Source organism: Knoellia sp. Soil729 (assembly GCF_001427985.1).
Lineage (GTDB): Bacteria > Actinomycetota > Actinomycetes > Actinomycetales > Dermatophilaceae > Knoellia.
In genome coordinates, this window is sequence record NZ_LMSA01000007.1 from 71,526 (window position 1) to 95,593 (window position 24,068).

Sequence of the window (24,068 nt, forward strand, 5' to 3'; positions counted from 1 at the left end):
CTGGGTCCTTGCTGTCAGTGCGCCGGGGGAGCGGCGTCGAGGATGCGCTCGGCCTCGGCGAGGCGAGCACGGTCGAGGGCGAAGTGGACGAGGTCACCGTCCTGGTGCACGGTCTCCGCGGTGGGGACGAGGCCCTCGCCGAGGCGGGTGACGAAGGCGACCCGTCCGCCCACGACCTGCTCGATGTCGAACACGCGGCGACCCACCCACTTGGCGTTGACGGGCATCTCGGCGATGACGACCCGACCGCTCGGGTCGCTGAACTCCGGCACGTGGCCCTGGGGGAGAAGCCTGCGGAGGACCTGGTCGCTGGTCCACTTGACGGTCGCGACCGTGGGGATGCCCAGCCGCTGGTAGATCTCTGCGCGGCCGGGGTCGTAGATGCGTGCCACGACGTTCTCGATGCCGAACTTCTCCCGGGCCACGCGGGCCGCGAGGATGTTGGAGTTGTCGCCGCTGGACACCGCGGCGAAGGCGTAGGCGTCCTGGATCCCCGCCTGTCGCAAGGTGTCCCGGTCGAACCCCAGACCCACCACCCGGCGCCCCTCGAAGGTGCCCCCGAGGCGGCGGAACGCCAGCTCGTCCTGGTCGATGATGGCGACCTCGTGGCCGACCCGCTCCAGGGCTCTGGCCAAGGAGGCGCCGACGCGGCCGCAGCCCATGATGACGAAATGCACGCTCCGACGCTACACCGGTGAACCTCGGGCGCGATGGGGCGCGCAGGTGCATAGAGTGACGGTCGTGAGTTCCTCAGGTCGCGTGGTCAAACGCGTCATCCTCGGTCGGGCCATGCGTTCGGACCGTCTCGGTGAGACCCTCCTCCCCAAGCGCCTCGCCCTTCCCGTCTTCGCCAGCGACGCCCTCTCGTCGGTGGCCTACGCCCCCGACGAGATCCTGCTGACCCTCGGCCTCGCCGGTGGTGCGTTGGCGGCGACCCACTCGTGGCAGATCGCCCTCGGCGTCGTGCTCGTCATGGCCGTCGTCGTCCTCAGCTATCGGCAGAACGTCCACGCCTACCCGTCAGGCGGTGGCGACTACGAGGTCGCGAGCGTCAACCTCGGGCCCAAGGCCGGACTCACGGTCGGGAGCGCGCTCCTCGTCGACTACGTCCTCACGGTCGCAGTGTCCGTCTCCTCCGGCGTGCAGAATGCAGCGTCCGCCTTCACCTTCCTTCGAGGGCACGAGGCCACCGCGGCCGTGGGCCTCGTCGTGCTGCTCACCGCCATGAACCTCCGCGGGGTGAGGGAGTCGGGCAAGGCGTTCGCCGTGCCCACCTACCTCTTCATGTTCTCGATCATCGGCATGGGCATCGTGGGCTTCTTCCGCGAGGCCGCCGGAACCCTCCCGAGTGCCGAGAGCGCGCAGTACGAGCTCGCTCCCGAGCCCGGCATGGGGGCGTTGGGCACTGCCGCCATGGCCTTCCTGCTGCTGCGCGCCTTCTCGTCCGGCTGCGCCGCGCTGACCGGCGTCGAGGCGATCTCCAACGGGGTGCCCGCGTTCCAGAAGCCCAAGAGCCGCAACGCCGCGACGACCCTGCTCCTCATGGGCGCCATCTCGGTCACCATGCTCGCGTCGATGGTGGCGCTCGCCCGGTGGACGGGGGTCAAGGTGGCGCAAGACCCGGCGACGCAGCTGCTCAAGGACGGCCAGCCCGTCGGCGACGGCTACGTGCAGGACACCGTCATGGGCCAAGTCTCCAAGGCGGTCTTCGACGGCTTCCACCCCGGGGTCGTGCTCGTCTCGATCGTCACCGGTCTCATCCTCATCCTCGCCGCCAACACCGCCTTCAACGGCTTCCCCGTGCTCGGGTCGATCCTCGCGCGCGACGGCTTCCTGCCGCGCCAGCTCCACACCCGCGGTGACCGGCTCGCCTTCTCCAACGGCATCCTCATCCTCGCCGGGGCGGCAGCCGGGCTCATCGCGCTCTACGACGCCCAGGTCACCAAGCTCATCCAGCTCTACATCGTGGGTGTCTTCGTCTCGTTCACCCTGAGCCAGGTGGGCATGATCCGGCACTGGAACCGCCACCTCGCGGTCGAGCGCGACGGCCGCACCCGGGCCCGGATGCACCGCAGCCGGATCATCAACGGAGTCGGCGCGGTGATGTCGGGGCTCGTCCTGCTCGTCGTGCTCGCGACGAAGTTCCTGCACGGCGCGGGCTACGCCATCGCCGCCATGATCGTCCTGTATGCCGTCATGGTCTCGATCCGCAAGCACTACGACCGCGTCCGGGACGAGCTGCGGGTCGACGAGCGCGACACCCGCCAGCAGCTGCTGCCCTCGCGGGTGCACGCCATCGTGCTCGTGTCCAAGATCCACAAGCCGACGCTGCGCGCCCTGGCCTACGCACGGGCCACGCGGCCCTCGTTCCTCGAGGCGCTGACCGTCGACGTCGACCCGGACGAGACCAAGGCGCTCCAGGACGAGTGGGACAGGCGCGACATCCCGGTGCCGCTCAAGGCCCTCGACAGCCCCTACCGCGAGGTGACCCGGCCGATCGTCGACTACGTGAGGTCGATCCGCTCCGGCAACCCCCGCGACCTCGTCACCGTCTACATCCCCGAGTACGTCCTCGGCCACTGGTGGGAGCAGCTGCTCCACAACCAGAGCGCGCTGCGCCTCAAGGGCCGCCTGCTGTTCACCCCGGGCGTCATGGTGTCCTCCGTCCCCTGGCAGCTCGCCTCGTCGGAGGGCCTCGAGGACCGCATGGACGGCCCCGTCGCCGGCGACGTGCGCCGCGGCGAAGGATGAGCCAGGAACCCGGGACCCCTTCGACCGCGGAGCTCGTTGCCGGGTCGGAGGTCGTCGTCGACGCCGGTCCGATCGCGCACGGTGGCTTCGTCGTCGCCCGGCACGAGGGCCGGGTCCTCTTCGTCCGCCACGCGCTGCCGGGGGAGCAGGTGCGGGTCCGTGTCACCGAGGGCGCTGCCGGCGACCGGTTCCTGCGCGCCGACGCGGTCGAGGTCCTCGCGGCGTCGCCCGACCGCGTGCAGCCACCCTGCCCGTATGCCGGCCCAGGCCTGTGCGGAGGCTGCGACTTCCAGCACGTGGACGTGGCTGCCCAGCGCCGCCTCAAGGCGACGGTCGTGGCCGAGCAGCTGCAGCGGCTGGCCCACCTCGAGCGCGACGTGGTTGTCGAGCCCGTCCCGGGCGACACCCATGGTCTGCGCTGGCGCACCCGCACCGAGTTCGCCGTCGACCCCGCCGGCCGCGCAGGGATGCGTCGTCACCGCAGCCACGCCCTCCTGCCCATCGACGACTGCCTCATCGCCAGCGAACGAGTCGTGGGCACCGCTGTGCTGCAGGCGGACTGGGCGGGGGAGAAGGCGGTCGACGTCGTGGCTCCCAGTGACGGCGACGCCGTGGTCGTACGCATCCCGTCGGACGAGGCGGTCGCACCGGTGGTCACCGAGAACGTTGCGGCACAGTCGCTGTCGAGAGAGTTCGACGTGAGTGCGCGAGGCTTCTGGCAGGTGCACCCGGGAGCGGCCGCCACGTTCGTCGACGCCGTCATCGCGGGGCTCGACCCGCAGCCGGGCGAACGCTGCCTCGACCTCTATGCCGGAGTGGGTGTCTTCGCCTCCGCCCTCGCGCAGGCAGTCGGTGAGCGCGGGCAGGTCATCGCCGTGGAGTCCGACTCGATCGCTGTCGCCCAGGCTCGCCTCAACGTCGCGTCGACGCCGTGGGTCCGCTACGTCCAGGGCCGCGTCGACCACGTCTTCGGCGTGGAGTCCACCGGCCGCGTGTCCGGCACGCGCAAGGGCGGCCGTCGTCGCCCCGGACCACGGCGGCCGAGCAGCGACATCCCACCGACCGCCGACCTCGTCGTCCTCGACCCGCCACGCACCGGCGCGGGCAAGGCCGTGGTCGGGGCTGTCGTCGCCCTCGGTCCGCGAGCCCTCGCCTACGTCGCCTGCGACCCGGCAGCGCTCGCCCGCGACACGGCATACCTTCTGGAGCGCGGCTACGCGCTCACGTCCCTGCGGGCCTTCGACGCGTTCCCGATGACCCACCACGTCGAATGCGTCGCGGTGTTCACCAGGACCGGCCCTGACCTGCCGTGACGCGCTTCGCGGTGAAGTGATCCACCGCCGCCGGCCCGGACCTTGTGTGTCGAGGAGTGGCAACAGCGGCGGATAGGGTCTTTCGATGACGTGGGCAATGACAGTGGCCGGTGTCGTGGTGATCCTGCTGGCCTTGCGCGACATCTTTCACACGCTGTGGCACCCCGCAGGGTTCGGTACCCTCTCACGGTTCATCTTCAGGGGCACGTGGCGGATCACCAAGCTCGCCGGTCGCCAGTCCCGTTCGACCGAGCTGGCAGGGCCGCTGGGGCTTCTCGCGACGCTCGGCATGTGGGCGGCTCTCTCGGTGCTGGGTTTTGCCCTGGTCTATCTGCCCCGGATGCCGGATGGCTTCTACTTCGGGTCCTCCCTGGAGCCGACGATGTCGTCGGACATCGTCGCTTCGGTCTACCTGTCGATCGTCGCGGTGGCCACGCTGGGGTTCGGTGACATCCTGCCGGCGACGCCCGTCCTGAGGGCCGTGGTGCCCTTGGAGGCCTTGGTCGGGTTCGTGCTGCTGACAGCGGGTATTTCGTGGGGCTTGCAGCTGTACCCAGCGCTCATCCGCCGTCGCGCGCTGGCACGGCGGCTGAGCAGCATGGCTCGATGTGGCGCCGCTGAGGTGGTGGAGAAGGGGGAGGCCGGTATTGCGGTGCAGTACCTGGAAGGCGTGCGCAGCGAGCTGGCTTCGATCGAGATGGACCTCCTGCAGTACGCGGAGTCCTACTTCTTCCGGGAAGTCCAGTCCGACCTCTCACTGGCCGCCACACTGTCGTACGTCGTGGACCTGGTCGACTCAGGGGAGAGGTCCTCAGCCTCGGAGGTCCGCAACGCCGCGGCGATGCTCGCCTCGGCCCTCGATGAACTGCTCACTCTCCTGCGCCGGGAGTACCTCGGTGAGGTGGATGGCCGGGCGGAGACGTTGGCAGCGTTCGCTCGGGACCACGAGCAGCCCACGCTTCGCTGAGCGAAGGCCCTGGCATGCCTCGGTCGTATGGACCATGACGACCTGAAGGCGGCCCCGGTCGAGTCGGGCACCGCCGTTCCGTTGCCAGAAGTACGCCCGAGGACGGGTGTGGTGGGTACGCAGGGGAAGGAGAGCCACCGCGACCCGAGGCGGCGTGGGAGGCTGGACATGACGACCCCCCACTAGTATCTTGATATCAAGATAATTGGTGGACCGACACACGCGATGACGCGCGGAAGGAGCAGGCTCGTGACGAGCACTGACAGCTTCAAGGCACACGGCGAACTCCAGGTGGGCGACAAGGCCTACGACATCTACCGGTTGGCGGCGGTCGAGGGCAGCGAGTCCCTCCCGTACAGCCTCAAGGTCCTCCTCGAGAACCTGCTGCGGACCGAGGACGGCGCCAACATCACGGCCGACCACATCCGCGCGATCGGGGGCTGGGACGAGAACGCCACCCCCGACACCGAGATCCAGTTCACGCCGGCGCGCGTGATCATGCAGGACTTCACGGGCGTTCCCTGTGTCGTCGACCTCGCCACCATGCGCGAGGCCGTGGCCGACCTCGGCGGCGACCCCGAGAAGATCAACCCGCTCGCCCCGGCCGAGCTGGTCATCGACCACTCGGTCATCATCGACGTCTTCGGCCGCGCGGACGCCTTCGAGCGCAACGTCGAGATCGAGTACCAGCGCAACAACGAGCGCTACAAGTTCCTGCGATGGGGCCAGACCGCCTTCGACGACTTCAAGGTCGTCCCCCCGGGCACCGGCATCGTCCACCAGGTCAACATCGAGCACCTGGCCCGCACGGTGATGACCCGCGAGCTCGACGGCAGGACGGTGGCCTACCCCGACACGTGCGTCGGCACCGACTCGCACACGACGATGGTCAACGGTCTCGGCGTCCTCGGTTGGGGAGTCGGTGGCATCGAGGCAGAAGCAGCCATGCTCGGCCAGCCCGTGTCGATGCTCATCCCGCGGGTCGTCGGGTTCAAGCTGTCGGGCTCCATCCCGGCCGGTGCGACCGCGACCGACGTCGTCCTGACGATCACCGAGATGCTGCGCGACCACGGCGTCGTCGGCAAGTTCGTCGAGTTCTACGGCGAGGGCGTCAGCCAGGTGCCGCTCGCCAACCGCGCGACCATCGGCAACATGAGCCCCGAGTTCGGCTCGACCTGCGCGATCTTCCCGATCGACGACGTCACCCTCGAGTACCTGCGCCTCACCGGTCGCTCCGATGAGTCCGTCGCCCTGGTGGAGGCCTATGCCAAGGAGCAGGGCATGTGGCTCAACGCGGGCCCGGACCAGCCGGAGGCCCGCTACTCCGAGCGCATCGAGCTCGACCTGTCGACGGTCGTGCCCTCGATCGCCGGCCCGAAGCGTCCCCAGGACCGGATCGAGCTCTCCCGCTCCAAGCAGCAGTTCCGCAACGACCTCAAGAACTACGTGGTCAATGGCAACGGCATCGAGAAGAGCAGCGTGGACGAGGAGCTCATGGAGAGCTTCCCCGCGTCCGACTCGCCCTCGCACGACGCCCTCGAGGCGTCCGAGAGCGCCGGGCGGCCCTCCCACTCGCCGGCGTACGAGAGCCTGGACCGGGCGAGCAACCCCGCCACGGTGACACTCGACGGCCAGGAGGTCGTCATCGACCACGGCCACGTGTCGATCGCGTCCATCACGAGCTGCACCAACACGTCCAACCCCTCGGTGATGATGGCGGCCGCGATGCTCGCCAAGAACGCCGTCGAGAAGGGCCTCACCGTGGCCCCGTGGGTCAAGACCTCCATGGCTCCGGGCTCCAAGGTCGTCACGAACTACTACGAGAAGGCCGGCATGTGGCCCTACCTCGAGAAGCTCGGCTTCTACCTGGTTGGCTACGGCTGCACGACCTGCATCGGCAACTCCGGCCCGATCATCGAGGAGGTCTCCGAGGCCGTCAACGCCAACGACCTCGCCGTCGTGTCGGTCCTGTCGGGCAACCGCAACTTCGAGGGCCGCATCAACCCCGACGTCAAGATGAACTACCTCGCCTCACCGCCCCTGGTCATCGCCTACGCGCTGGCCGGCACAATGGACTTCGACTTCGAGGCGGAGCCCTTGGGGCAGGACACCGACGGCAACGACGTTTTCCTCAAGGACATCTGGCCCGCTCCCGCCGACGTCGAGTCGACGATCGCCTCGAGCATCAGCCAGGACATGTTCACCAAGGACTACGCCGACGTCTTCGCCGGTGACGAGCGGTGGCAGAGCCTGCCCACGCCCGAGGGCAACACCTTCGACTGGGACGCCGACTCGACCTACGTGCGCAAGCCCCCGTACTTCGACGGCATGCAGATCGAGACCACGCCGGTCACCGACATCGAGGGTGCACGCGTCCTCGCCAAGCTCGGCGACTCGGTCACGACCGACCACATCAGCCCCGCCGGCTCGATCAAGGCCGACAGCCCGGCGGGTGTCTACCTCGCCGAGCACGGCATCGAGCGCAAGGACTTCAACTCCTACGGCTCGCGTCGTGGCAACCACGAGGTCATGATCCGGGGCACCTTCGCCAACATCCGGCTCAAGAACCTCCTGCTGGATGGTGTCGAGGGTGGCTTCACCCGCGACTTCACCAGGGACGGCGAGCAGAGCACCATCTTCGACGCGTCCGCCAACTACCAGGCTGCCGGCACCCCGCTGGTGATCCTGTCCGGCAAGGAGTACGGCTCGGGCTCCTCGCGTGACTGGGCCGCCAAGGGCACCGCGCTCCTGGGCGTGCGCGCCGTCATCGCCGAGAGCTACGAGCGCATCCACCGCTCCAACCTCATCGGCATGGGCGTCATCCCGCTGCAGTACCCGGAGGGCCAGAACGCCGACTCCCTCGGCCTCGACGGCACCGAGACGTTCTCGATCTCGGGCATCACCGCCCTCAACGACGGCACGACGCCCAGGACGGTCAAGGTCTCTGCCTCCAAGGAGGGGGGAGAGGTCGTGGAGTTCGATGCAGTCGTCCGCATCGACACCCCCGGTGAGGCCGACTACTACCGCAACGGCGGAATCCTCCAGTACGTCCTGCGGTCGCTCGTGAAGTAGTCCCGACTCCGTCGGAAACACACGACGCCGGTATGCCGTGAGCCCACGGCATACCGGCGCCGTGCGTTCGTGGTGCAGCCCAGTCGTTCACACGGGCTGTGCGACAACGGTTTTCGGACCGAGTTGCCCGTGAGGCGTGGTGCTGAACACAGCTGCGCCGTCCCTCGAAGATAGTCATAATTGGGGGGGCCTACGTAGTTCTTTCTGGTCGAACTGGCGAGTAGGAATGGAGGACGTCCCGGAAGAGGAGTTTGGCGTGGGGGTTCATCCGTCGTCCATCAGCCTTCGTAGGCTGATGCTCGGCGCTGCGCTCGTCCTCTTCGGTTTCTTGCTCTCGTCCTCGACGACAGCAAGCGCGGACGACCTCGGTCTGACGAAGACGTTGGACAAGCTCGTCTCCACCGCGACCGACGTCCAGCCGATCCTCGACCCAGCAAGGGTGCCGACGGCGATCGTCCAGCAACCGGTCGAGAAGGTTGTGGCGGCAGTCAAGCCCTCCGAGACGGTGACGGCCGTCGTCCAGCCCGTCGACGCGATCGTCGAGGCGCCGCTCAAGGTCGTCGACCCCCCTCTGACCCGGCCGGTGAAGGCCGTCGTCGCGGCGACGACCTCGACCGTCAGCAAGTCCACGACAGTGGTGACGACCACGACCTCGGCAGTGAGCCGCACCCTGAAGCCGCTCCTGACGGGCGGGGAGGACGTCGTCGACCCGGTCGTCGAGGTCGTCGACGCCATCGTTCCTGTCGCTGCGCAGCCGTCCTCGGCCGGGCTGCCCGACGTGCTCGAGCCCGCTCAGGGCGTCGCGCCGACGGCTGCCCTCCCCGTCACCGAGCAGGCGCCGGGTCCCGCCGCCTCGGTGGTCGATCGGGCGCGCACGGAGCGGGCCATCCGGGCCGAACGAGCACTCCCACCGACTCTCGCCCTCCAGCCCAGCGCCGTGGCGCCCTGGCCCGGCTTCGGCATCAATACGGGCTCAGCCGACGTCACCGCGCGTGCCAACCCCTCACGCACGCCGGTCCACCAGCCGGCGGCTCCCGCCCCTGAGCACCTGCCCACGCCTGCCCTCCCGGCCGGTGGTGCTGCTCAGGGCTCCGGTGCGCACGGATCGTCCGCGCCTGTCGGCGGCGACCTCGCGGTGACGCCCGCCACGTTCACGCTCGCTGAGACCTCCTCCGGAGCCCTGCGCGCACGCATGTTCCATCCCAGGCCGGGTCCCGTCGCGGACCCCGGTTCCCGCCCTGATTGATGCCGCTCCGGCGCCGTGCCACGGCGCTGTCCGAGCTGTGCCCGCAACCGCGGGCTCGCACGCATCAACCACGCAAGGGGAACAGCTATGCATGCATCACTTCGACGAGGGCTCCAGATCGCCCTCGTGGTCGGCGGAGGCCTCGTCTTCTCCGCCCAAGCACACGCGGACGACACCACAGGTGTCGACAGCGTCCTCGGCGGCAACCAGTCGGTCGTCTCCGTCGAGCTGCCGGTGACCGTCGCCGGAAATGCCGTGTCGGTCGTCGGCGACTCGAGCAGCACCAGTTCGAGCTCTGCGTCGAGCACAAGTAGCGGCGGCACGGCAAGCAAGAACACCACCTCGGGCGAGGACTCGGCCGGTGGCGGCAACCAGGCGGCGGCACCGGTGAAGGTTCCGGTGACCGTCGGTGGCAATGCCATCTCCGTCGTCGGCGACTCGAGCAGCACGAGTTCGCGCTCTGCGTCGAGCACCGGTGGTGCCGGCACTGCCGGTGAGAACTCCACCTCGGGCGAGGACTCGGCCGGTGGCGGCAACCAGGTGGCCGCACCAGTGAAGGTTCCGGTGACCGTCGGTGACAATGCCATCTCCGTCGTCGGCGACTCGAGCACCAAGAACTCGGCGAGCTCGAGCCCCACCAGTGGTGGTGCCTCTGGTGGCAGCGCACTGGGTGAGAACTCCACCTCGGGCGAGGAAGCGCTTCTGGGTGGCAACGAGGTCCTGGCGCCGGTCGTGGCTCCGGTCACCGCAGGCGGCAATGCGGTCTCGGTCATCGGGGACGCGAGCAGCACCGGTGCGAGCACCGGATCCAGCTCCACCAGCGGTTCCGGCACCAGCGGTGGCAGCACGACCACCGGCGAGGAAGCCCTCCTCGGTGGCAACCAGGTCGTGGTGCCCGTCGTGGTTCCGGTGACCATCGGTGGCAATGCCGTCTCGGTCGTGGGCGACTCCACCACCGACGGCAGCACGACCACTGGCGGCTCTACGCCGGCGGTGGAGGAGCCGACCCACCCCACGGACCCCACCGTCCCGGTGGATCCCACTGTCCCGGTGGATCCGACTGCGCCGGTGGATCCGACTGACCCCGCGGTGCCGGTGAACCCGGCCCAGCCGGGAACAGCCACCCAGCCGGGCGAGGTCCGGAACGCGAACTCGGCAACCAGCCGAGGTGGCAACGTCCGGACCACCCTGCGTGACCGGACGGCCATGAACGCCATGCAGCCGGCAACGGCGGGTCTGGCCTACACGGGAGCCAACTCTGGCGCCCTGCTCGGCGGCGCGTTCCTGCTGCTCGCGCTCGGTTCGCTGCTCATGGTGGGCACGCGGCGCCGGATGGTGACCGGCTGAGCGGGGCCTCCTGCCTGGGCCGATCGCCCGGTGGAGTCGACGAGCTCACGCCAGTCGTCACTCCACCGGGCCGCCGGTCGTCCCTCAGTGCACCGGATGCGCCAGAGCGACGACGTCGCCCACGACCACGACTGCGGGGGACTCCACTCCGCGGAACAGCGCGAGGTCCGCGATGTCGGCCAGCGTGCCGGTGGTGACTCGCTGGGTCGGCAGGAACCCGCGCTCGATGATGGCCACGGGGCAGTCCGCGCGGCGACCCTCCGCCATGAGGGAGCTCGCGCTGGCGCGCAGGGTGGAGACGCCCATGAGGAGGACCAGCGTGTGGTCGGAGCCCGGCGGCAGGGTGGGAATCTGCTCGTGACCGGACACGACCGTGAAGGCCTTCGCCACGCCACGGTGGGTGAGGGGGATGCCGGCCGCTGCCGGGACAGCCACCGCGCTCGTCACTCCAGGGACCACTTCCACCGGTATGCCGTGTGCCTCGCACTCGAGGCGTTCCTCGCCTCCGCGCCCGAGGACGTAGGGGTCCCCGCCCTTGAGGCGGACGACGCCCAGGCCTCGCTGTGCCTCCTCGACGAGGATGGCGTTGATCCGGTCCTGCGGGACGGGGTGGTGCCCCGGGGTCTTGCCCACGTCGATGACCCGCACCGACGTCGGCAGGCGCGACACGACGCCCAGCGGTGCCAGCCGGTCGATGACGACGACGTCGGCGCAGGCGAGCAGCTCGTGGCCGCGGGTGGTGAGCAGCCCGTCGGCTCCGGGACCGCCACCGACGAGAGCGACCCAGCCTGCCTCGCGGGGGCGGTGCCGGCGCAGGTCGAGCTCGCCGCTGCGCAGGGCGAGGTCGATGCCGTCGCGGACCGTGCTCGCGAGGAGCTGGTCGTCGTGGGCGTGCACGGCCACGGAGACGTCACCGTCGGGGGTGCTCACCCGGGTTCGGGCCGGGAGAGTGGCCATGGCACCGGAGGTGGTCGCGGTGCCGATGCACCACAGGTGCCGGTCGGCCGAGTCGACGCGGATGCGGGTGTCGACGTCGGCATCACCGGTGGCCGTGTGGACGAGCCAGGCGCCCTCGAGGTCGTTCGGGCCGGCATACTCGCGCTGCAGCCAGGTCACTCGCTCGCGGTGCTCGACAAGGAGGTCCTGGACCTCCTCGCACACCCACGGGGAGACGATGCGCACGAGGGCTCCCTCGTCGAGGAACGCCGTGAGCTCGCGAGCCGTGACGGGGCCACCGCCGAAGACGCTGACGAGCCGGCCCGTCAGGTCGAGGAAGATGGGCAGAGCCGAGCTCAGATCTCCCATTCCTCCTCACCTTCGGGCCGGGTCGGAGCATCGGCTGCCGTCGGCAGCGTCGCCCCGACCATCCCGGCCGCGACCGTGCGACCGTCGTGGGCGTCGATGAGGAGGAAGGACCCGCCCCGACGGGAGGTGGAGTAGTTCTCGACGGGCAGAGGGCTCGCCAATCGCAGCGTCACGAGCCCGATGTCGTTGAGCGGCAGGCTCTCTGCCGCCACGGCACGCAGGTCGTCGAGGTTGAGGGCCCCGTCTATCGAGCGCACGGCCGACTGCACCGTGCGTGAACCGTGCTTGAGCAGGAGGCGCTGGCCCGGACGCAACGGTGCATCGGCGAGCCAGCACACGACGGCCGCGATGTCCTGGGTCGGCTCGGGTGCATCCGCTACCGAGGCGATCACGTCACCTCGAGAGATGTCGATCTCGTCGGCGAGGCGCAGGGTCACGGACTGGAGCGCGAACGCCTCGTCGAGTGACTGCGGGCCCAGGTCGATGCCCGTGACCGTCGAGCGCCGCCCGGAGGGAAGGGCGACCACCTCGTCACCGACGCGCACCACGCCGGAGGCGACCTGGCCGGCATACCCCCGGTAGTCGCGGTGAGCCACATCGAGAGCCGCACCCTGCGGACGGATGACCAGCTGGACGGGCAGCCGGAAGGCCTCGTGCACCGGGTCGACCGCGGGCGGGAGGGCCTCCAGGAACTCGAGCAGGCTGGGTCCTGAGTACCAGGGCGTGCGCGGAGAGCGCTCGGCCACATTGTCGCCGTCGAGGGCGCTCACCGGGATCGCCGTGGCATCCACCACGCCGAGCTCGCGAGCCACCGACTGCACCTCGGCGTTGACCCGGTCGAAGACGTCCTCGTCGAAGTCGACGAGGTCGATCTTGTTGACGGCTACAACGACATGGGGCACCCGGAGCAGTGCCGTGACGGCGAGGTGACGACGCGTCTGCTCGAGGACGCCCTTGCGGGCGTCGATGAGGAGCACGACGACATCGGCGGTCGAGCTGCCAGTGACGGTGTTGCGCGTGTACTGCACGTGACCGGGGCAGTCGGCCAGGACGAACGAGCGCGTGGCGGTCGCGAAGTAGCGGTAGGCGACATCGATGGTGATGCCCTGCTCGCGCTCCGCCCGCAGGCCGTCAGTGAGGAGGGCGAGGTCCGCACCCGTGAGGCCACGGTCGCGTGAGACGCGCTCGACCGCCGCGAGCTGGTCCGAGAGGACGGACTTGGTGTCGTGGAGCAGCCGCCCGACGAGCGTGGACTTGCCGTCGTCGACGGAGCCTGCCGTGGCCAGTCGGAGCAGCGTGCCCGTGGCCAGGGCAGGAGACGAGCCAGTGTCCAGCGCCGGGGACAGGAGATTGGTGGTGGGGTTCATCAGAAGTAGCCCTCCTTCTTGCGGTCTTCCATGGCGGCCTCGGAGATCCGGTCGTCAGCGCGCGTGGCACCGCGTTCGGTCAGGGTCGAGGCGGCCACCTCGACGACGATCTCGGCGTTGCTGCGGGCGGGCGACTCGACGGCCCCCGTGCACGACATGTCGCCGACGGTGCGATAGCGCACGAGGCGTGTCTCGACGGGCTCGTCGTCACGCGGCTGGCTGTAGGGGCCGACCGCGAGCCACATGCCGTCGCGGTTGAAGACCTCCCGCTCGTGGGCGTAGTAGAGCGGGGCGAGGGGGATGTCCTCGCGCTCGATGTACTTCCAGACGTCGAGCTCGGTCCAGTTGCTGATCGGGAAGGCGCGCACGTGCTCGCCCGGCCGGTGCCGCGGGTTGAAGAGGTTCCACAGCTCGGGCCGCTGGTTCTTGGGGTCCCACTGCCCGAACTCGTCGCGCAGTGAGACGATCCGCTCCTTGGCGCGGGCCTTCTCCTCGTCGCGCCGGGCACCACCGAAGACGCCGTCGAACCGGTGCTCGTTGATGGCGTCGAGGAGCGGCACCGTCTGGAGGGCGTTGCGCAGGCCGTCGGCACGCTCACGCAGCCGCCCGTCGTCGAGGTAGTCCTGCACCCTCGCCACCTCGAGCCGCAGCCCGAGGCGCTCGACGGTCTCGTCGCGGTAGTCCAGCAGTTCAGGGAAGTTGTGGCCCGTGTCGACGTGCAGCACCGGGAAGGGGATCGGCGCCGGCCAGAACGCCTTGGCCGCCAGGTGCAGCATGACGACCGAGTCCTTGCCGCCGCTGAAGAGCAGCACGGGCCGCTCGAGCTCGCCGACGATCTCGCGGATGATGAGGATCGCCTCGCTCTCGAGGGCGTCGAGCTGACCCAGGACGTGGGTCTCGGGGGTCGTGGTGATCGGTCGTTCCGCAGTCACAGCGCTCATGTGTGAATCCCGCATTCGGTCTTGGAGAGGCCGGCCCAGCGGCCGGATCGGGGGTCCTCGCCGGGTGCCACCCGGCGGGTGCACGGCTCGCAGCCGATGGACGGGTAGCCGTCGAAGGCGAGGAGGTTCACGGGGACGGCATGTTCGGACGCGTATGCAGTGAGGTCGTCGAGGGACCACGTCACCAAGGGGTTGATCTTGACCAACCCGTGCTTCTCGTCGAAGGTCACGAGCGGCGTGCCGGTGCGGGTCGGCGCCTCGTCGCGGCGCACACCCGTCACCCAGGCCTCGTAGCCGCCGAGCGCACGTGCGAGCGGCTCCATCTTGCGCATGGCGCAGCAGGCCGCCGGGTCGCGCTCGAACAGACGTGCCCCGAACTTCGCGTCCTGCTCGGCGACGGTGAGCTCGGGCAGGACGTCGACGACGGTGACGTCGAGCTCGTCAACCACCCGGGCCCGCGTGCCGATGGTGTCCGCGAAGTGGTAGCCGGTCTCGAGGAAGAGGACGTCGACGCCTGGCACCTGCTGTGAGATCAGGTGCGGGAGAACGCCTTCGGCCATGCTGCAGGCAACCGCCAGCGTGCCGGAAAAGTTCTCGGCAGCCCATCGTGCGACGCCGACGGCATCCGAGTCGTCGAGCAGCGCACCCTGCGCGGCGAGCGCGCGCAGCTCCTCCTCGGAGCGCCTGGCCGTGCGCGTGATCATGGTGCTCATGCGAGCTCCTCGTCCTCGACGCGGTGCGCCCACGAGGCGAACGACTCACCGGCCACCCGCTGCGCCAGGAAGCGGCGGGTGAGCCGCTCGACGTAGTCGGCCAGGTCGCTGGCCGTGATCTTGAGGCCCCGAACGGTCCGGCCCAGGCCGGCCTCGTCCCTCTCGGGTGAGGCCAGTCCGCCACCGAGGTGGACCTGGAAGCCGGGCACGTTCTCACCCGCGTCGTTGGTCGTGATGAGCCCCTTGAGCCCGATGTCGGCCGTCTGGATGCGGGCGCACGAGTTCGGGCATCCGTTGACGTGCAACGAGATCGGAGTGTCGAGCTCCACGCCGGCGAGGCGCTGCTCCAGCTCGGCGATGACCGCTGCGGCCGTGTCTTTGGTGTCGACCAGCGCGAGCTTGCAGTACTCGATCCCGGTGCAGGCCATGGTCGTGCGACGGAAGGGGCTGGGAGCCGCGGTCAGTCCCAGGTCCTCGAGGCCGGCGACGAGCTCGTCGACCCGCTCCTCGGGAACTCCGAGGACGACGAGCTTCTGGTGGGCGGTCAGCCGCACCCCGTCACCACCCACGCGCTCCACGAGGTCACCCAGGGCCGAGAGGATCGTGCCGCTCACCCGTCCGACCACGGGTGCCGCGCCGACATAGAAGCGGCCGTCCTTCTGCGCGTGCACCCCGACGTGGTCGCCCGGACCCTGGGCCGGCTGAGGAGCGGGGCCGTCGGGGAGCGGGCGTCCGAGGTACTCCGTCTCGAGCACCTCACGGAACTTCTCGGTGCCCCACTCGGCGAGCAGGAACTTCAGGCGCGCCTTGGTGCGCATCCGGCGGTAGCCGTAGTCACGGAAGATCGAGATGACCCCGTGCCACACGTCGGGGGCGTCGGCCTCGGAGACGAAGACACCCAGCCGCTCGGCCAGGCGTGGCGCCGTCGAGAGTGCACCACCCACCCAGAGGTCGTAGCCCGGCCCCAGCTCGGGGTGCACGACGCCGACGAGGGAGATGTCGTTGATCTCGTGGACGACGTCGAGACTCGGGTGCCCGGTGATCGCGGTCTTGAACTTGCGCGGCAGGTTGGACAGCTCCGTGTCGCCGAGCCAGCGCGAGGTGATCTCGCGGATGACCGGGGTCGGGTCGATGATCTCGTTGGCAGCGACTCCGGCGACGGGGGAGCCGACGAACCCGCGTGGGGTGTCACCGCAGGCCTCGGTCGTCTGCAGGCCGACCGCTTCGAGCCGCCGCCAGATCTCCGGGACGTTCTCGATGGCGACCCAGTGGAACTGGATGTTCTGCCGGTCGCTGATGTCCGCGCTCTCCCGGGCGAAGTCGCTGGAGATACCGCCGATGACACGCAGGTGCGCGGGGGAGAGGACCTGGCCGTCGGTGCGGACCCGGAGCATGAAGAACCTGTCCTCGAGCTCGTGTGGCTCGAGCGAGGCGGTCTGGCCACCGTCGATGCCCTGCTTGCGCTGGGTGTACAGGCCCCACCAGCGGAAGCGGCCGTGCAGGTCGTCACTGGGGATGGCGTCGAATCCTGCGTGGGCATAGATCGTCTCGATCCGCTCACGCACGTTGAGGCCGTTGTCCTCCGCCTTGAACGACTCGTTGGGGTTGAGCGGCTCSCGCCCGTCGACGGCCCACTGGCCGTTGGAGCGGCCGGTGCGCGGAGGCCGTAGCGTGCGGGTGCCGGAGACGACGCTCGTCATGGGTCCTCATTCCTCAATGGGTGGTATTGCTGATGGAAACCATAAGCGCCCGTTATGGCTCATCGGAGCGGGAGTCCACGATGTGGCCACGTCGAAGCCGGGGGAGAGGCGCTAGTATCGAACACATGTTCGAGACACCGGCGCGGCCACCGCTGCGACGTGCCGCGAGCCCGGGAGCTCCGGGTGGCTCGGGTCGTCCGGGCCCGCCGGGGTGGCCCGACCGGGTGCCGCCTCCGGAGGCGCCGGGCTGGCAGGTGCCCGCCGTCGGCTGGCTGCTCGACCACTGTCCTTCGGACTACCGCATGTATGCCGTGTGGCGCCGCCACCCGATCGCCCTCGCCTGGGTGACCACGCACCACCTGGACGGTCAGCTGGGAGCCATGCGGACGGCATACCGGGGTCTGCGGGTCGACCTCGGCGACCACGTCGAACCCGAGGGGATCGCGGCCTCGCTCGCCGCCCTCGAGGCCGAGGGGGCGCGCCTGCTCGCCGCCCGGCGCGCAGCCGGGCTGCTGCTCGAGGCGATGGAGGGCCACGCGTTCGTGCCTCGGCTGTGAGCCTCCTTGACCGAGGTATACGTTCAGTAAGTAGTTGGCAAAGAGCCTTCTCTCTCGGCACCCGGGACGGCTTTGATGTTCGAGGTCGCCGGTTCGCGGCGACGTCTCGACCTCTGACAAGGAAGTCCCATGCGTCGATCGCTTCCCCTCCTCGCGTGCCTGGCTGCGGGCTCTGCCGCGCTGGCCACGGCGCTCCCTGCGGCGCACGCCCGGCCCGCCGACCCGATCGGCCCGCTCCGCCCGCTCGACGTCTCCGCGGTCGGTGCGCCGGCCGAGCAGGCGCTGCGCGCGGCCCCCGGCCTCGTGCGCCTCTCTGCCGCCGAGGACCTCGTGGCCACCTCGGCCCTGGGTGAGCGCTCGGGCGCCCGTCACGTGCGCATGGACCGTACCTACAAGGGGCTGCCCGTCCTCGGTGGTGACCTCGTGGCCCACCTCGGTGCGGATGGCGCCGTGGACTCGGTGAGCCAGACCCTGACGGCCCCCGTCACCGTCTCGACGAACCCCTCAGTCTCGGCCTCGACGGCGCAGGCCGCCACGCGTTCCACCCTGCCGGCAGGGGTCAGTGTCGACGGGAGCAAGCCGACCCTCGCCGTCGACGCGACGCACGGGGCTCCGCGCCTGGTCTGGGACGTCCGCAGCAGCGGTGTCCGCGCCAACGGGACTCCGAGCCGGCTGCACACCTGGGTCGACGCGTCCACCGGGAAGGTGCTGGGCTCGGCAGACGAGATCCACGAGGCGGACGGCACGGGGGCCTCGCTCTACAGCGGCACCGTCACCATCCAGACCACGCTGTCCGGCTCGAGCTACCAGCTCAAGGACGCCACCCGCGGCAGCTCCCAGGTCGGCGACATGGCCAACAAGACCGACAGCATGAGGTGCCAGCTCCTGCAGATGGGCTGCACCACCGGCACCCTCTACACCGATGCCGACAACGCCTGGGGCAACGGCACCAATGCCAACCGGCAGAGCGCAGCCGTCGACGCGGCATACGGGCAGGCCCGCACCTGGGACTACTTCAAGACCGCGTACGGACGCAACGGGATCTGGAACACCGGGCAGGGCTCACCGAGCCGGGTCCACTACGGCAAGGGCTACGTCAACGCCTTCTGGGACGGCAAGCAGATGACCTACGGCGACGGTGACGGCAGCTCGTTCGGTCCCCTCGTCTCCCTCGACGTCGCTGGCCACGAGATGAGCCACGGTGTCACCGAGAACTCCGCCAACCTCACCTACTCCGGGGAGTCGGGTGGGCTCAACGAGTCGACGAGCGACATCTTCGGATCGATGGTCGAGTTCAGTGCCAACAACGCCAGCGACCCGGGCGACTACCTCATCGGCGAGGAGTTCGACCTCGCCAGCGGGCTCGGCTTCCGCCGGATGGACAACCCCAGCTCGGACGGTTCGTCGGTCAACTGCTGGAGCCCGACGGTCGCCTCGCTCGACGTGCACTACTCGTCCGGTGTGGGCAACCACTTCTTCTACCTGTTGGCCGAGGGATCGGGCAGCAAGACCATCGGCGGCAAGGCACACTCCTCGACGACCTGTGACGGCTCCACGCTCGCCGGAATCGGCCGGGATGCTGCCGCAAAGATCTGGTACCGCGCGCTCACCGTCTACATGACGTCGTCGACGACCTACTCCGGCGCGCGCGCCGCCACGGTCAAGGCGGCCGGCGACCTCTTCGGCGCCGGGTCGACCCAGGCCGGCGCCGTCGCCGCCACCTGGGACGCCGTCTCGGTGAAGTAGCCCACGGCTGGCGGGGCGAGCACGGGTCCCACACCTCGAGCAGGGGTGTGGGACCCGTGAACGTTGTGTGGAAGGTCGCCGGGGGGCCGTGCGGGGCGAGGCCCTGCGCACGACAGCACCTAGACTCTTGCTGGTGGACAACGGCAGCGAGAGGCAGAGCGCGTGAGCGTGTTGGAGCGCATCGAGGGACCTGAGGACCTCAAGGACCTGACCCGCACGGAGCTGGCGACGCTGGCCCAGGAGATCCGGACCTTCCTGGTCGAGGAGGTCTCCCGCACGGGTGGACACCTCGGACCCAACCTCGGTGTCGTCGAGCTGACCATCGCCATCCACCGGGTCTTCGACAGCCCCCGTGACGCGGTGGTCTTCGACACCGGCCACCAGTCCTACGTGCACAAGCTGCTCACCGGGCGCCACGACTTCACTGCTCTGCGCAAGCAGGGCGGCCTCTCGGGATACCCGAGTCGCACCGAGTCCGAGCACGACGTCGTCGAGAGCTCCCACGCCTCGAGCTCGCTGTCGTGGGCGCACGGCATCGCTGCCGGTCGGGTCATCGCGGGGGAGCGCGACCGGCATACGGTCGCCGTGATCGGTGACGGAGCGCTGACCGGCGGCATGGCCTGGGAGGCGATGAACAACATCGCCGCCGAGTCCGACCTGCCGCTGGTCATCGTCGTCAACGACAACGAGCGCTCCTACGCGCCCACTCGTGGCGGCCTGGCCGACCACCTCGCCACGCTGCGCACGACCCGCGGCTACGAGCGCTTCCTCGACTGGGGCAAGTCGGCGCTCAACCGCACCCCGGTCGTCGGTGGAGCGATGTACGAGACGCTCCACGGGATGAAGAAGGGCATCAAGGACATCGTCGCGCCGCAGGGTCTCTTCGAGGACCTCGGCCTCAAGTACGTCGGGCCCGTCGACGGCCACGACGAGGTCGCCCTCGAGCAGGCGTTGCGCCGGGCGCGGGCCTTCGGGGGACCCGTCCTGGTGCATGTCATCACCCAGAAGGGCAAGGGCTACGACCCGGCCATCAACGACGAGAACGACCAGTTCCACGCGGTCGGCGTCATCAACCCCGAGACCGGACTGCCGCTGGAGATCTCCGGTCGCAGCTGGACCGACGAGTTCAGCGACGCCCTCGTCGAGCTGGGGGAGGAGCGTTCGGACGTGGTCGCCATCACGGCCGCGATGATGATCCCGGTCGGGCTCGATGCGTTCGCCAAGCGCTTCCCCTCGCGGACCTTTGATGTCGGGATCGCCGAGCAGCACGCGACGACCATGGCCGCAGGCCTGGCGTATGCCGGCCTGCATCCGGTTGTCGCGATCTATGCCACCTTCCTCAACCGTGCCTTCGACCAGCTCCTCATGGACTGTGCGCTCCACAAGGCCGGCGTGACGTTCGTGCTCGACCGGTCGGGGATCACCGGGCCGGACGGTGCCTCGCACCACGGCATGTGGGACATGTCGATCGCCGGGATCGTGCCCGGCCTCCACCTCGCCGCTCCTCGTGACGGCCAGCAGATCCCGATCGCCCTGCGCGCCGCCGTCGACATCAGCGATGCCCCCTCGGTGATCCGCTTCCCCAAGGGTTCGCTCTCCGATGCCATCACCGCGGTGCGCACCGTCGACGGGGTCGACGTCCTGGTCGAGCCCGATTCGGGGGGCGACGAGGTGGACCTGCTGCTCGTCGGTGTCGGGTCCATGGTCGCCACCTGCCTCACCGTCGCGGAGAAGCTCAGTGCTGAGGGGCTGCGCGTGCGGGTGGTCGACCCGGTGTGGGCGCTGCCCGTCAACCCGGCTGTCGGGGGCCTGGCGCAGGCTGCCCGTCACATCGCGGTCGTCGAGGACAACTCGGTGGCCGGGGGAGTGGGCTCACATGTCATGAGGTCGTTGCGGGACAACGGTATTGACGCACCCATGAGCCTGTTCGGGCTGCCGCGCGAGTTCCTCGACCACGGGTCCCGGGGTCAGGTCCTCGACCGAGTGGGTCTCACGCCTGAGGCGATCGCCGCGAAGCTGCTCGACACGCTCCGCTGAGCTTCAGCGTCCGTTCAGCCATTCGCATCGCGTTGGCAAGCAGATCAACGCGTGTGCAGCGTTCCCGGGCCGGGTATGAAGGTGCCATGGCTGACACTGCAATCTTCGATGTTGACGGCACCCTCGTGGACACCAACTACCACCATGCGCTCGCGTGGTTCAGGGCCTTGCGTCGCTACGACATCACCCGGCCCATGTGGCGAATCCACCGCGGTATCGGGATGGGCGGGGACAAGTTCGTCTCCGCCGTCGGAGGTCCCGAGGTGGAGGAAGCACACGGGGACGACCTGCGCCAGGCATGGTCGGAAGAGTTTGACCAGCTCATCGGGGAGATCCGGCCCTTTGAGGGCGCGCACGAACTGCTGACAGAGGTGAAGGATCGCGGCTTCCGCCTGGTTCTTGCCAGCTCGGGCAAGACCGAGCACGTCGAGGCCTTCCTCGACCTCATCGACGGCAAGTCCCTCGCGGATGCGTGGACCACCTCGGACGATGTGCAGAACAGCAAGCCCGCCGCGGACCTCGTGTCGGCGGCGCTGGGCAAGGTCGAGGGCGCCAGCGGCATCATGGTGGGTGACTCGATCTACGACGCCCAGGCGGCGGCCAAGCTCAACATCCCGACCCTCGGAGTGCGTACGGGCGGCTACTCGGTCGGTGAGCTGCAGGAGGCTGGGGTCCTGATGGTCTTCGAGTCACTGGTGGCCTTCCGCTACGCACTGGATGGCACGCCTTTGGCTCGCGCCAGCCGCTGAACCCGTATACCGGGGGAGTCGCTCGTGGGCCTCGGCTCGCGGTTGTCAGGTATGGATCGCGCGCAGGAGGAGCACCACGCCGCGCGCCGTATCGAGGTTGGCCGCAACGGCGATGACCGCCAGCCCCAACAGCGGTAGGCCGCTGATCGCCGCCAGAGCGAAGATCAGCAACCGGACCTCGCGCCGGAACAGGAGCCGCACGCCGGTGTCGCGGCCCACTGCGTGGATGTAGGGGATCAGCAGGCAGCCACACCCGGCGGCGAACCCCCAGGCCCAGGCAGTCTCGGTGTGGCCGGCACCGAGAACCAGACCGACCACCACGGCGAGGTCGGCATAGCGGTCCAACAGCGTGTCCAGCGCGGCGCCGCGGCGCGAGGCCCGGCCGCTGACTCGCGCGATCTCGCCGTCGACGCCGTCGAGGGCGGAGCCGAGCAGGACGCCGAGCCCGCCCGCCGCCATCGCCCACCGGTCGCCGACCGCTATCAGGCCGGAGGCCAGCAATGCGGTGGCGAAGGCCAGCAATGTGGCCACCTGCGGGCTGAGCCCGGTCCGCAGCAGCTGGCGGGTCAGGGGTCCGGAGATGCGCCGGTTGACGGTCCGGGCGATGATCTGGTCGGTGGGCTTGGGCCCGTACCGGTGCCACATCACCCGCTCCAGGGCCCGAACTCCTTGGGGTGTGTCGACCGCAGCCCAGAGCCCGGTGAAGTCGCAGGTGGTCATCTGGAATCCGTGGTCCAGCATCCGCCGCCGCACGGCCGTCCACGGCATCGCCGGTGCGCCCGCGGTCGCTTCCAGCACGTCGGCGACGTGCACTGAGCTGAGTCCGGCGTCGACCGCGGCGTACTCGTTCAGGTCGGCTGCCAGCTCGAGCACCTGGCCATCGGCCGCGGTCCGCACCCGGAGGGGTGGCACGCCTCCCAGCCCGCCCACCTGCCGCTGCGGGTCGCGGTCGACGGCCAGCACGTTGCGACCCGGTGCAGCCATCAACCGCCGCACGTCGTCGGCCTCGAAGACGTGGTCGCCCATGACGACAAGGCACAGGTCCTCGTCGACCTGCCGAAGGCCAGCCAGCACCGACGTCGACGTGCCCTGGTGCCAGTCGGGATTGACGACCAGCTCGACCGGGAGGCCGTGGGAGGAGATGGTCGCTGCCACGTCCTCGCTTCGGTAGCCGGCCACCACCACGATCCGGGTCACTCCTGCCTCACCCAGCACCTTGACCGTGCGGTCGAGCAGCGTCACGCCGCCCACCCGACGCAACACCGTCGGCCGGAGCGAGCCGGACCGTTGCCTCGCCTCCGCCGTCACCACGACAGCGCTCGTCACCCATGGCTGGGCATCGGTCTCGGGGCGGGGGTCCATGGCTCGCAGTATGCGTCACCACGCCAGCGCCGGGCCCGGAGTAGGGAGATCGCGACTCCGAAGATCGGACCACGATGATCGGTCCCTGAAGCCTCAACATCGCGCCGTCCAGCCCCCTCGGTCCGCCTAGGGTGGCAGCTATGAGCCATTCAGGCGTCGAGCCCGTCTCCTCTGAAGCGCCCGACCTGACAGGCCCCCTGATGATGAACCAGAGCTGGCGGGACCTGACGTTTCTGCATTGGGCCGTCAGCCCCGAGACGGTCGCGGACCGGATGCCTCCTGGCGTCCGGCCGGACACCCTCGACGGCGTCACGTACGTTGGGCTCATCCCGTTTCGGATGGTCGGCGCGGGGGTCGCCGGTGGTCCCGGAGTCCCCTACCTGGGCTCGTTCCTGGAGACCAATGTGCGGCTCTACTCGGTCGATCGCACCGGGCGCCGCGGAATCGTGTTTCTCAGTCTCGACGCCGACCGGGCTGCGGTGGTGGTCGGTGCGCGCATGGCGCTGGGGTTGCCGTACCGCTGGGCACGGATGGACTACCGGGCCAGTGGGGGCGTGCACACGTACGACACACGCCTGCGCGGCCCTGGAGGACGAACAGGCAGCCACGTCGTCATTCGCTCAGGAGGAAGACGTCAGCGCACCGCGCTCGACGACTTCCTCACCGCACGCTGGGGACTGCACGTGCACTGGTGGGGTCGGACACTGTACGTCCCCAATCACCACGAGGCATGGCCAATCCACGACGCGGAGGTGCTGGCGCTGGAGGACGGGCTGCTGGCGTCCGCTGGGCTGCCGGACCTGTCGTCCCGTCCACCCGTTCACGTGGCTTTCAGCCCGGGGGTGCACACCGTGTTTGGGCTCCCGCAGGACGCGACTCGGCGCCGCGGGTAATC

Annotated in this window: 18 protein-coding genes; 11 read left to right on the forward strand and 7 right to left on the reverse strand. The window is 69.6% G+C overall.

The annotated features are described in order from the left end of the window. Window positions 1-14: 14 nt before the first annotated feature. Window positions 15-677: a potassium channel family protein gene (locus ASG74_RS16455; RefSeq protein WP_056146233.1), complete on the reverse strand. Its 663-nt coding sequence runs from the start codon at window positions 675-677 to the stop codon at window positions 15-17. 64 nt (window positions 678-741) lie between these two features. Between ASG74_RS16455 and ASG74_RS16460 the strand changes: the two genes are divergently transcribed. The 6 genes from ASG74_RS16460 (at window position 742) to ASG74_RS16485 (ending at window position 10,696) form a co-directional block, all read left to right on the forward strand. Beyond that, entirely contained in the window at window positions 742-2,751 is a 2,010-nt protein-coding gene (locus ASG74_RS16460; protein WP_056146350.1) for an APC family permease, read from the forward strand. Then, on the forward strand, window positions 2,748-4,064 hold the full coding sequence (locus ASG74_RS16465; protein ID WP_056146236.1) for a class I SAM-dependent RNA methyltransferase: 1,317 nt from the start codon (window positions 2,748-2,750) through the stop codon (window positions 4,062-4,064). Before ASG74_RS16460 ends, ASG74_RS16465 begins: the two co-directional genes overlap by 4 nt. Before the next feature lie 85 nt (window positions 4,065-4,149). After that, window positions 4,150-5,031 carry a potassium channel family protein gene (locus ASG74_RS16470; RefSeq protein ID WP_056146239.1) on the forward strand — a complete coding sequence of 294 codons (882 nt, stop codon included), beginning with the start codon at window positions 4,150-4,152 and terminating at the stop codon, window positions 5,029-5,031. Window positions 5,032-5,256: 225 nt separating this feature from the next. Continuing rightward, window positions 5,257-8,103, forward strand: a complete 2,847-nt coding sequence (locus ASG74_RS16475) for an aconitate hydratase (RefSeq protein ID WP_156465453.1) — start codon at window positions 5,257-5,259, stop codon at window positions 8,101-8,103. A gap of 295 nt (window positions 8,104-8,398) precedes the next feature. Further along, window positions 8,399-9,349, forward strand: coding sequence for a hypothetical protein (locus ASG74_RS16480; RefSeq protein ID WP_056146247.1), 951 nt, complete (start codon window positions 8,399-8,401; stop codon window positions 9,347-9,349). A gap of 87 nt (window positions 9,350-9,436) precedes the next feature. Next, a complete protein-coding gene (locus tag ASG74_RS16485) occupies window positions 9,437-10,696 on the forward strand; it encodes a hypothetical protein (protein ID WP_056146250.1) in 1,260 nt (419 codons plus the stop codon). 84 nt (window positions 10,697-10,780) lie between these two features. On the opposite strand, the gene cobA is transcribed toward ASG74_RS16485, so the two are convergent. Genes cobA through ASG74_RS16510 form a run of 5 tightly spaced genes read right to left on the reverse strand, consistent with a single transcriptional unit; the run spans window position 10,781 to window position 16,722 of the window. Next, a complete protein-coding gene (gene cobA / locus ASG74_RS16490) occupies window positions 10,781-12,001 on the reverse strand; it encodes a uroporphyrinogen-III C-methyltransferase (RefSeq protein ID WP_056146253.1) in 1,221 nt (406 codons plus the stop codon). Then, window positions 11,989-13,368 (reverse strand): sulfate adenylyltransferase subunit 1, encoded by a 1,380-nt coding sequence (locus ASG74_RS16495; protein ID WP_056146256.1) that lies wholly within the window; start codon window positions 13,366-13,368, stop codon window positions 11,989-11,991. Before ASG74_RS16495 ends, cobA begins: the two co-directional genes overlap by 13 nt. After that, on the reverse strand, window positions 13,368-14,309 hold the full coding sequence (gene cysD / locus ASG74_RS16500) for a sulfate adenylyltransferase subunit CysD (RefSeq protein ID WP_056146259.1): 942 nt from the start codon (window positions 14,307-14,309) through the stop codon (window positions 13,368-13,370). The genes ASG74_RS16495 and cysD overlap by 1 nt, the downstream gene beginning before the upstream one ends. Next, window positions 14,306-15,022, reverse strand: a complete 717-nt coding sequence (locus tag ASG74_RS16505) for a phosphoadenylyl-sulfate reductase (RefSeq protein WP_056146261.1) — start codon at window positions 15,020-15,022, stop codon at window positions 14,306-14,308. The genes cysD and ASG74_RS16505 overlap by 4 nt, the downstream gene beginning before the upstream one ends. After that, window positions 15,019-16,722, reverse strand: coding sequence for a nitrite/sulfite reductase (locus ASG74_RS16510; protein WP_056146264.1), 1,704 nt, complete (start codon window positions 16,720-16,722; stop codon window positions 15,019-15,021). Before ASG74_RS16510 ends, ASG74_RS16505 begins: the two co-directional genes overlap by 4 nt. Before the next feature lie 125 nt (window positions 16,723-16,847). Between ASG74_RS16510 and ASG74_RS16515 the strand changes: the two genes are divergently transcribed. The 4 genes from ASG74_RS16515 to ASG74_RS16530 all read left to right on the forward strand — a co-directional run bounded on the left by ASG74_RS16515 (window position 16,848) and on the right by ASG74_RS16530 (window position 21,811). Then, complete coding sequence (locus ASG74_RS16515; protein WP_235499074.1) at window positions 16,848-17,279, forward strand: hypothetical protein; 432 nt, start codon at window positions 16,848-16,850, stop codon at window positions 17,277-17,279. Window positions 17,280-17,408: 129 nt separating this feature from the next. Then, complete coding sequence (locus ASG74_RS16520) at window positions 17,409-19,025, forward strand: M4 family metallopeptidase (protein WP_056146269.1); 1,617 nt, start codon at window positions 17,409-17,411, stop codon at window positions 19,023-19,025. 162 nt (window positions 19,026-19,187) lie between these two features. Then, window positions 19,188-21,062: a 1-deoxy-D-xylulose-5-phosphate synthase gene (dxs, locus tag ASG74_RS16525; protein ID WP_056146273.1), complete on the forward strand. Its 1,875-nt coding sequence runs from the start codon at window positions 19,188-19,190 to the stop codon at window positions 21,060-21,062. An 86-nt stretch (window positions 21,063-21,148) separates the two neighbouring features. After that, on the forward strand, window positions 21,149-21,811 hold the full coding sequence (locus tag ASG74_RS16530) for an HAD family hydrolase (protein WP_056146276.1): 663 nt from the start codon (window positions 21,149-21,151) through the stop codon (window positions 21,809-21,811). 45 nt (window positions 21,812-21,856) lie between these two features. Here ASG74_RS16530 and ASG74_RS16535 read toward each other — a convergent pair whose 3' ends face one another. Further along, on the reverse strand, window positions 21,857-23,173 hold the full coding sequence (locus tag ASG74_RS16535) for an NTP transferase domain-containing protein (protein ID WP_056146278.1): 1,317 nt from the start codon (window positions 23,171-23,173) through the stop codon (window positions 21,857-21,859). Between the two features lie 140 nt (window positions 23,174-23,313). Between ASG74_RS16535 and ASG74_RS16540 the strand changes: the two genes are divergently transcribed. Then, complete coding sequence (locus ASG74_RS16540) at window positions 23,314-24,066, forward strand: YqjF family protein (protein ID WP_056146281.1); 753 nt, start codon at window positions 23,314-23,316, stop codon at window positions 24,064-24,066. The last annotated feature ends 2 nt before the right edge of the window (window positions 24,067-24,068 follow it).

Bases quoted from the DNA above. Each gene is read 5' to 3' on its own strand.
- ASG74_RS16470 (WP_056146239.1), top strand. From the start codon at position 4,150: ATGACGTGGGCAATGACAGTGGCCGGTGTCGTGGTGATCCTGCTGGCC.
- ASG74_RS16515 (WP_235499074.1), top strand. From the start codon at position 16,848: ATGTTCGAGACACCGGCGCGGCCACCGCTGCGACGTGCCGCGAGCCCG.
- ASG74_RS16505 (WP_056146261.1), bottom strand. From the start codon at position 15,022: ATGAGCACCATGATCACGCGCACGGCCAGGCGCTCCGAGGAGGAGCTG.
- ASG74_RS16530 (WP_056146276.1), top strand. From the start codon at position 21,149: ATGGCTGACACTGCAATCTTCGATGTTGACGGCACCCTCGTGGACACC.
- ASG74_RS16480 (WP_056146247.1), top strand. From the start codon at position 8,399: ATGCTCGGCGCTGCGCTCGTCCTCTTCGGTTTCTTGCTCTCGTCCTCG.
- ASG74_RS16465 (WP_056146236.1), top strand. From the start codon at position 2,748: ATGAGCCAGGAACCCGGGACCCCTTCGACCGCGGAGCTCGTTGCCGGG.
- ASG74_RS16495 (WP_056146256.1), bottom strand. From the start codon at position 13,368: ATGAACCCCACCACCAATCTCCTGTCCCCGGCGCTGGACACTGGCTCG.
- ASG74_RS16475 (WP_156465453.1), top strand. From the start codon at position 5,257: ATGACGCGCGGAAGGAGCAGGCTCGTGACGAGCACTGACAGCTTCAAG.
- cobA (WP_056146253.1), bottom strand. From the start codon at position 12,001: ATGGGAGATCTGAGCTCGGCTCTGCCCATCTTCCTCGACCTGACGGGC.
- cysD (WP_056146259.1), bottom strand. From the start codon at position 14,309: ATGAGCGCTGTGACTGCGGAACGACCGATCACCACGACCCCCGAGACC.
- ASG74_RS16520 (WP_056146269.1), top strand. From the start codon at position 17,409: ATGCGTCGATCGCTTCCCCTCCTCGCGTGCCTGGCTGCGGGCTCTGCC.
- ASG74_RS16535 (WP_056146278.1), bottom strand. From the start codon at position 23,173: ATGGACCCCCGCCCCGAGACCGATGCCCAGCCATGGGTGACGAGCGCT.
- ASG74_RS16540 (WP_056146281.1), top strand. From the start codon at position 23,314: ATGAGCCATTCAGGCGTCGAGCCCGTCTCCTCTGAAGCGCCCGACCTG.
- ASG74_RS16485 (WP_056146250.1), top strand. From the start codon at position 9,437: ATGCATGCATCACTTCGACGAGGGCTCCAGATCGCCCTCGTGGTCGGC.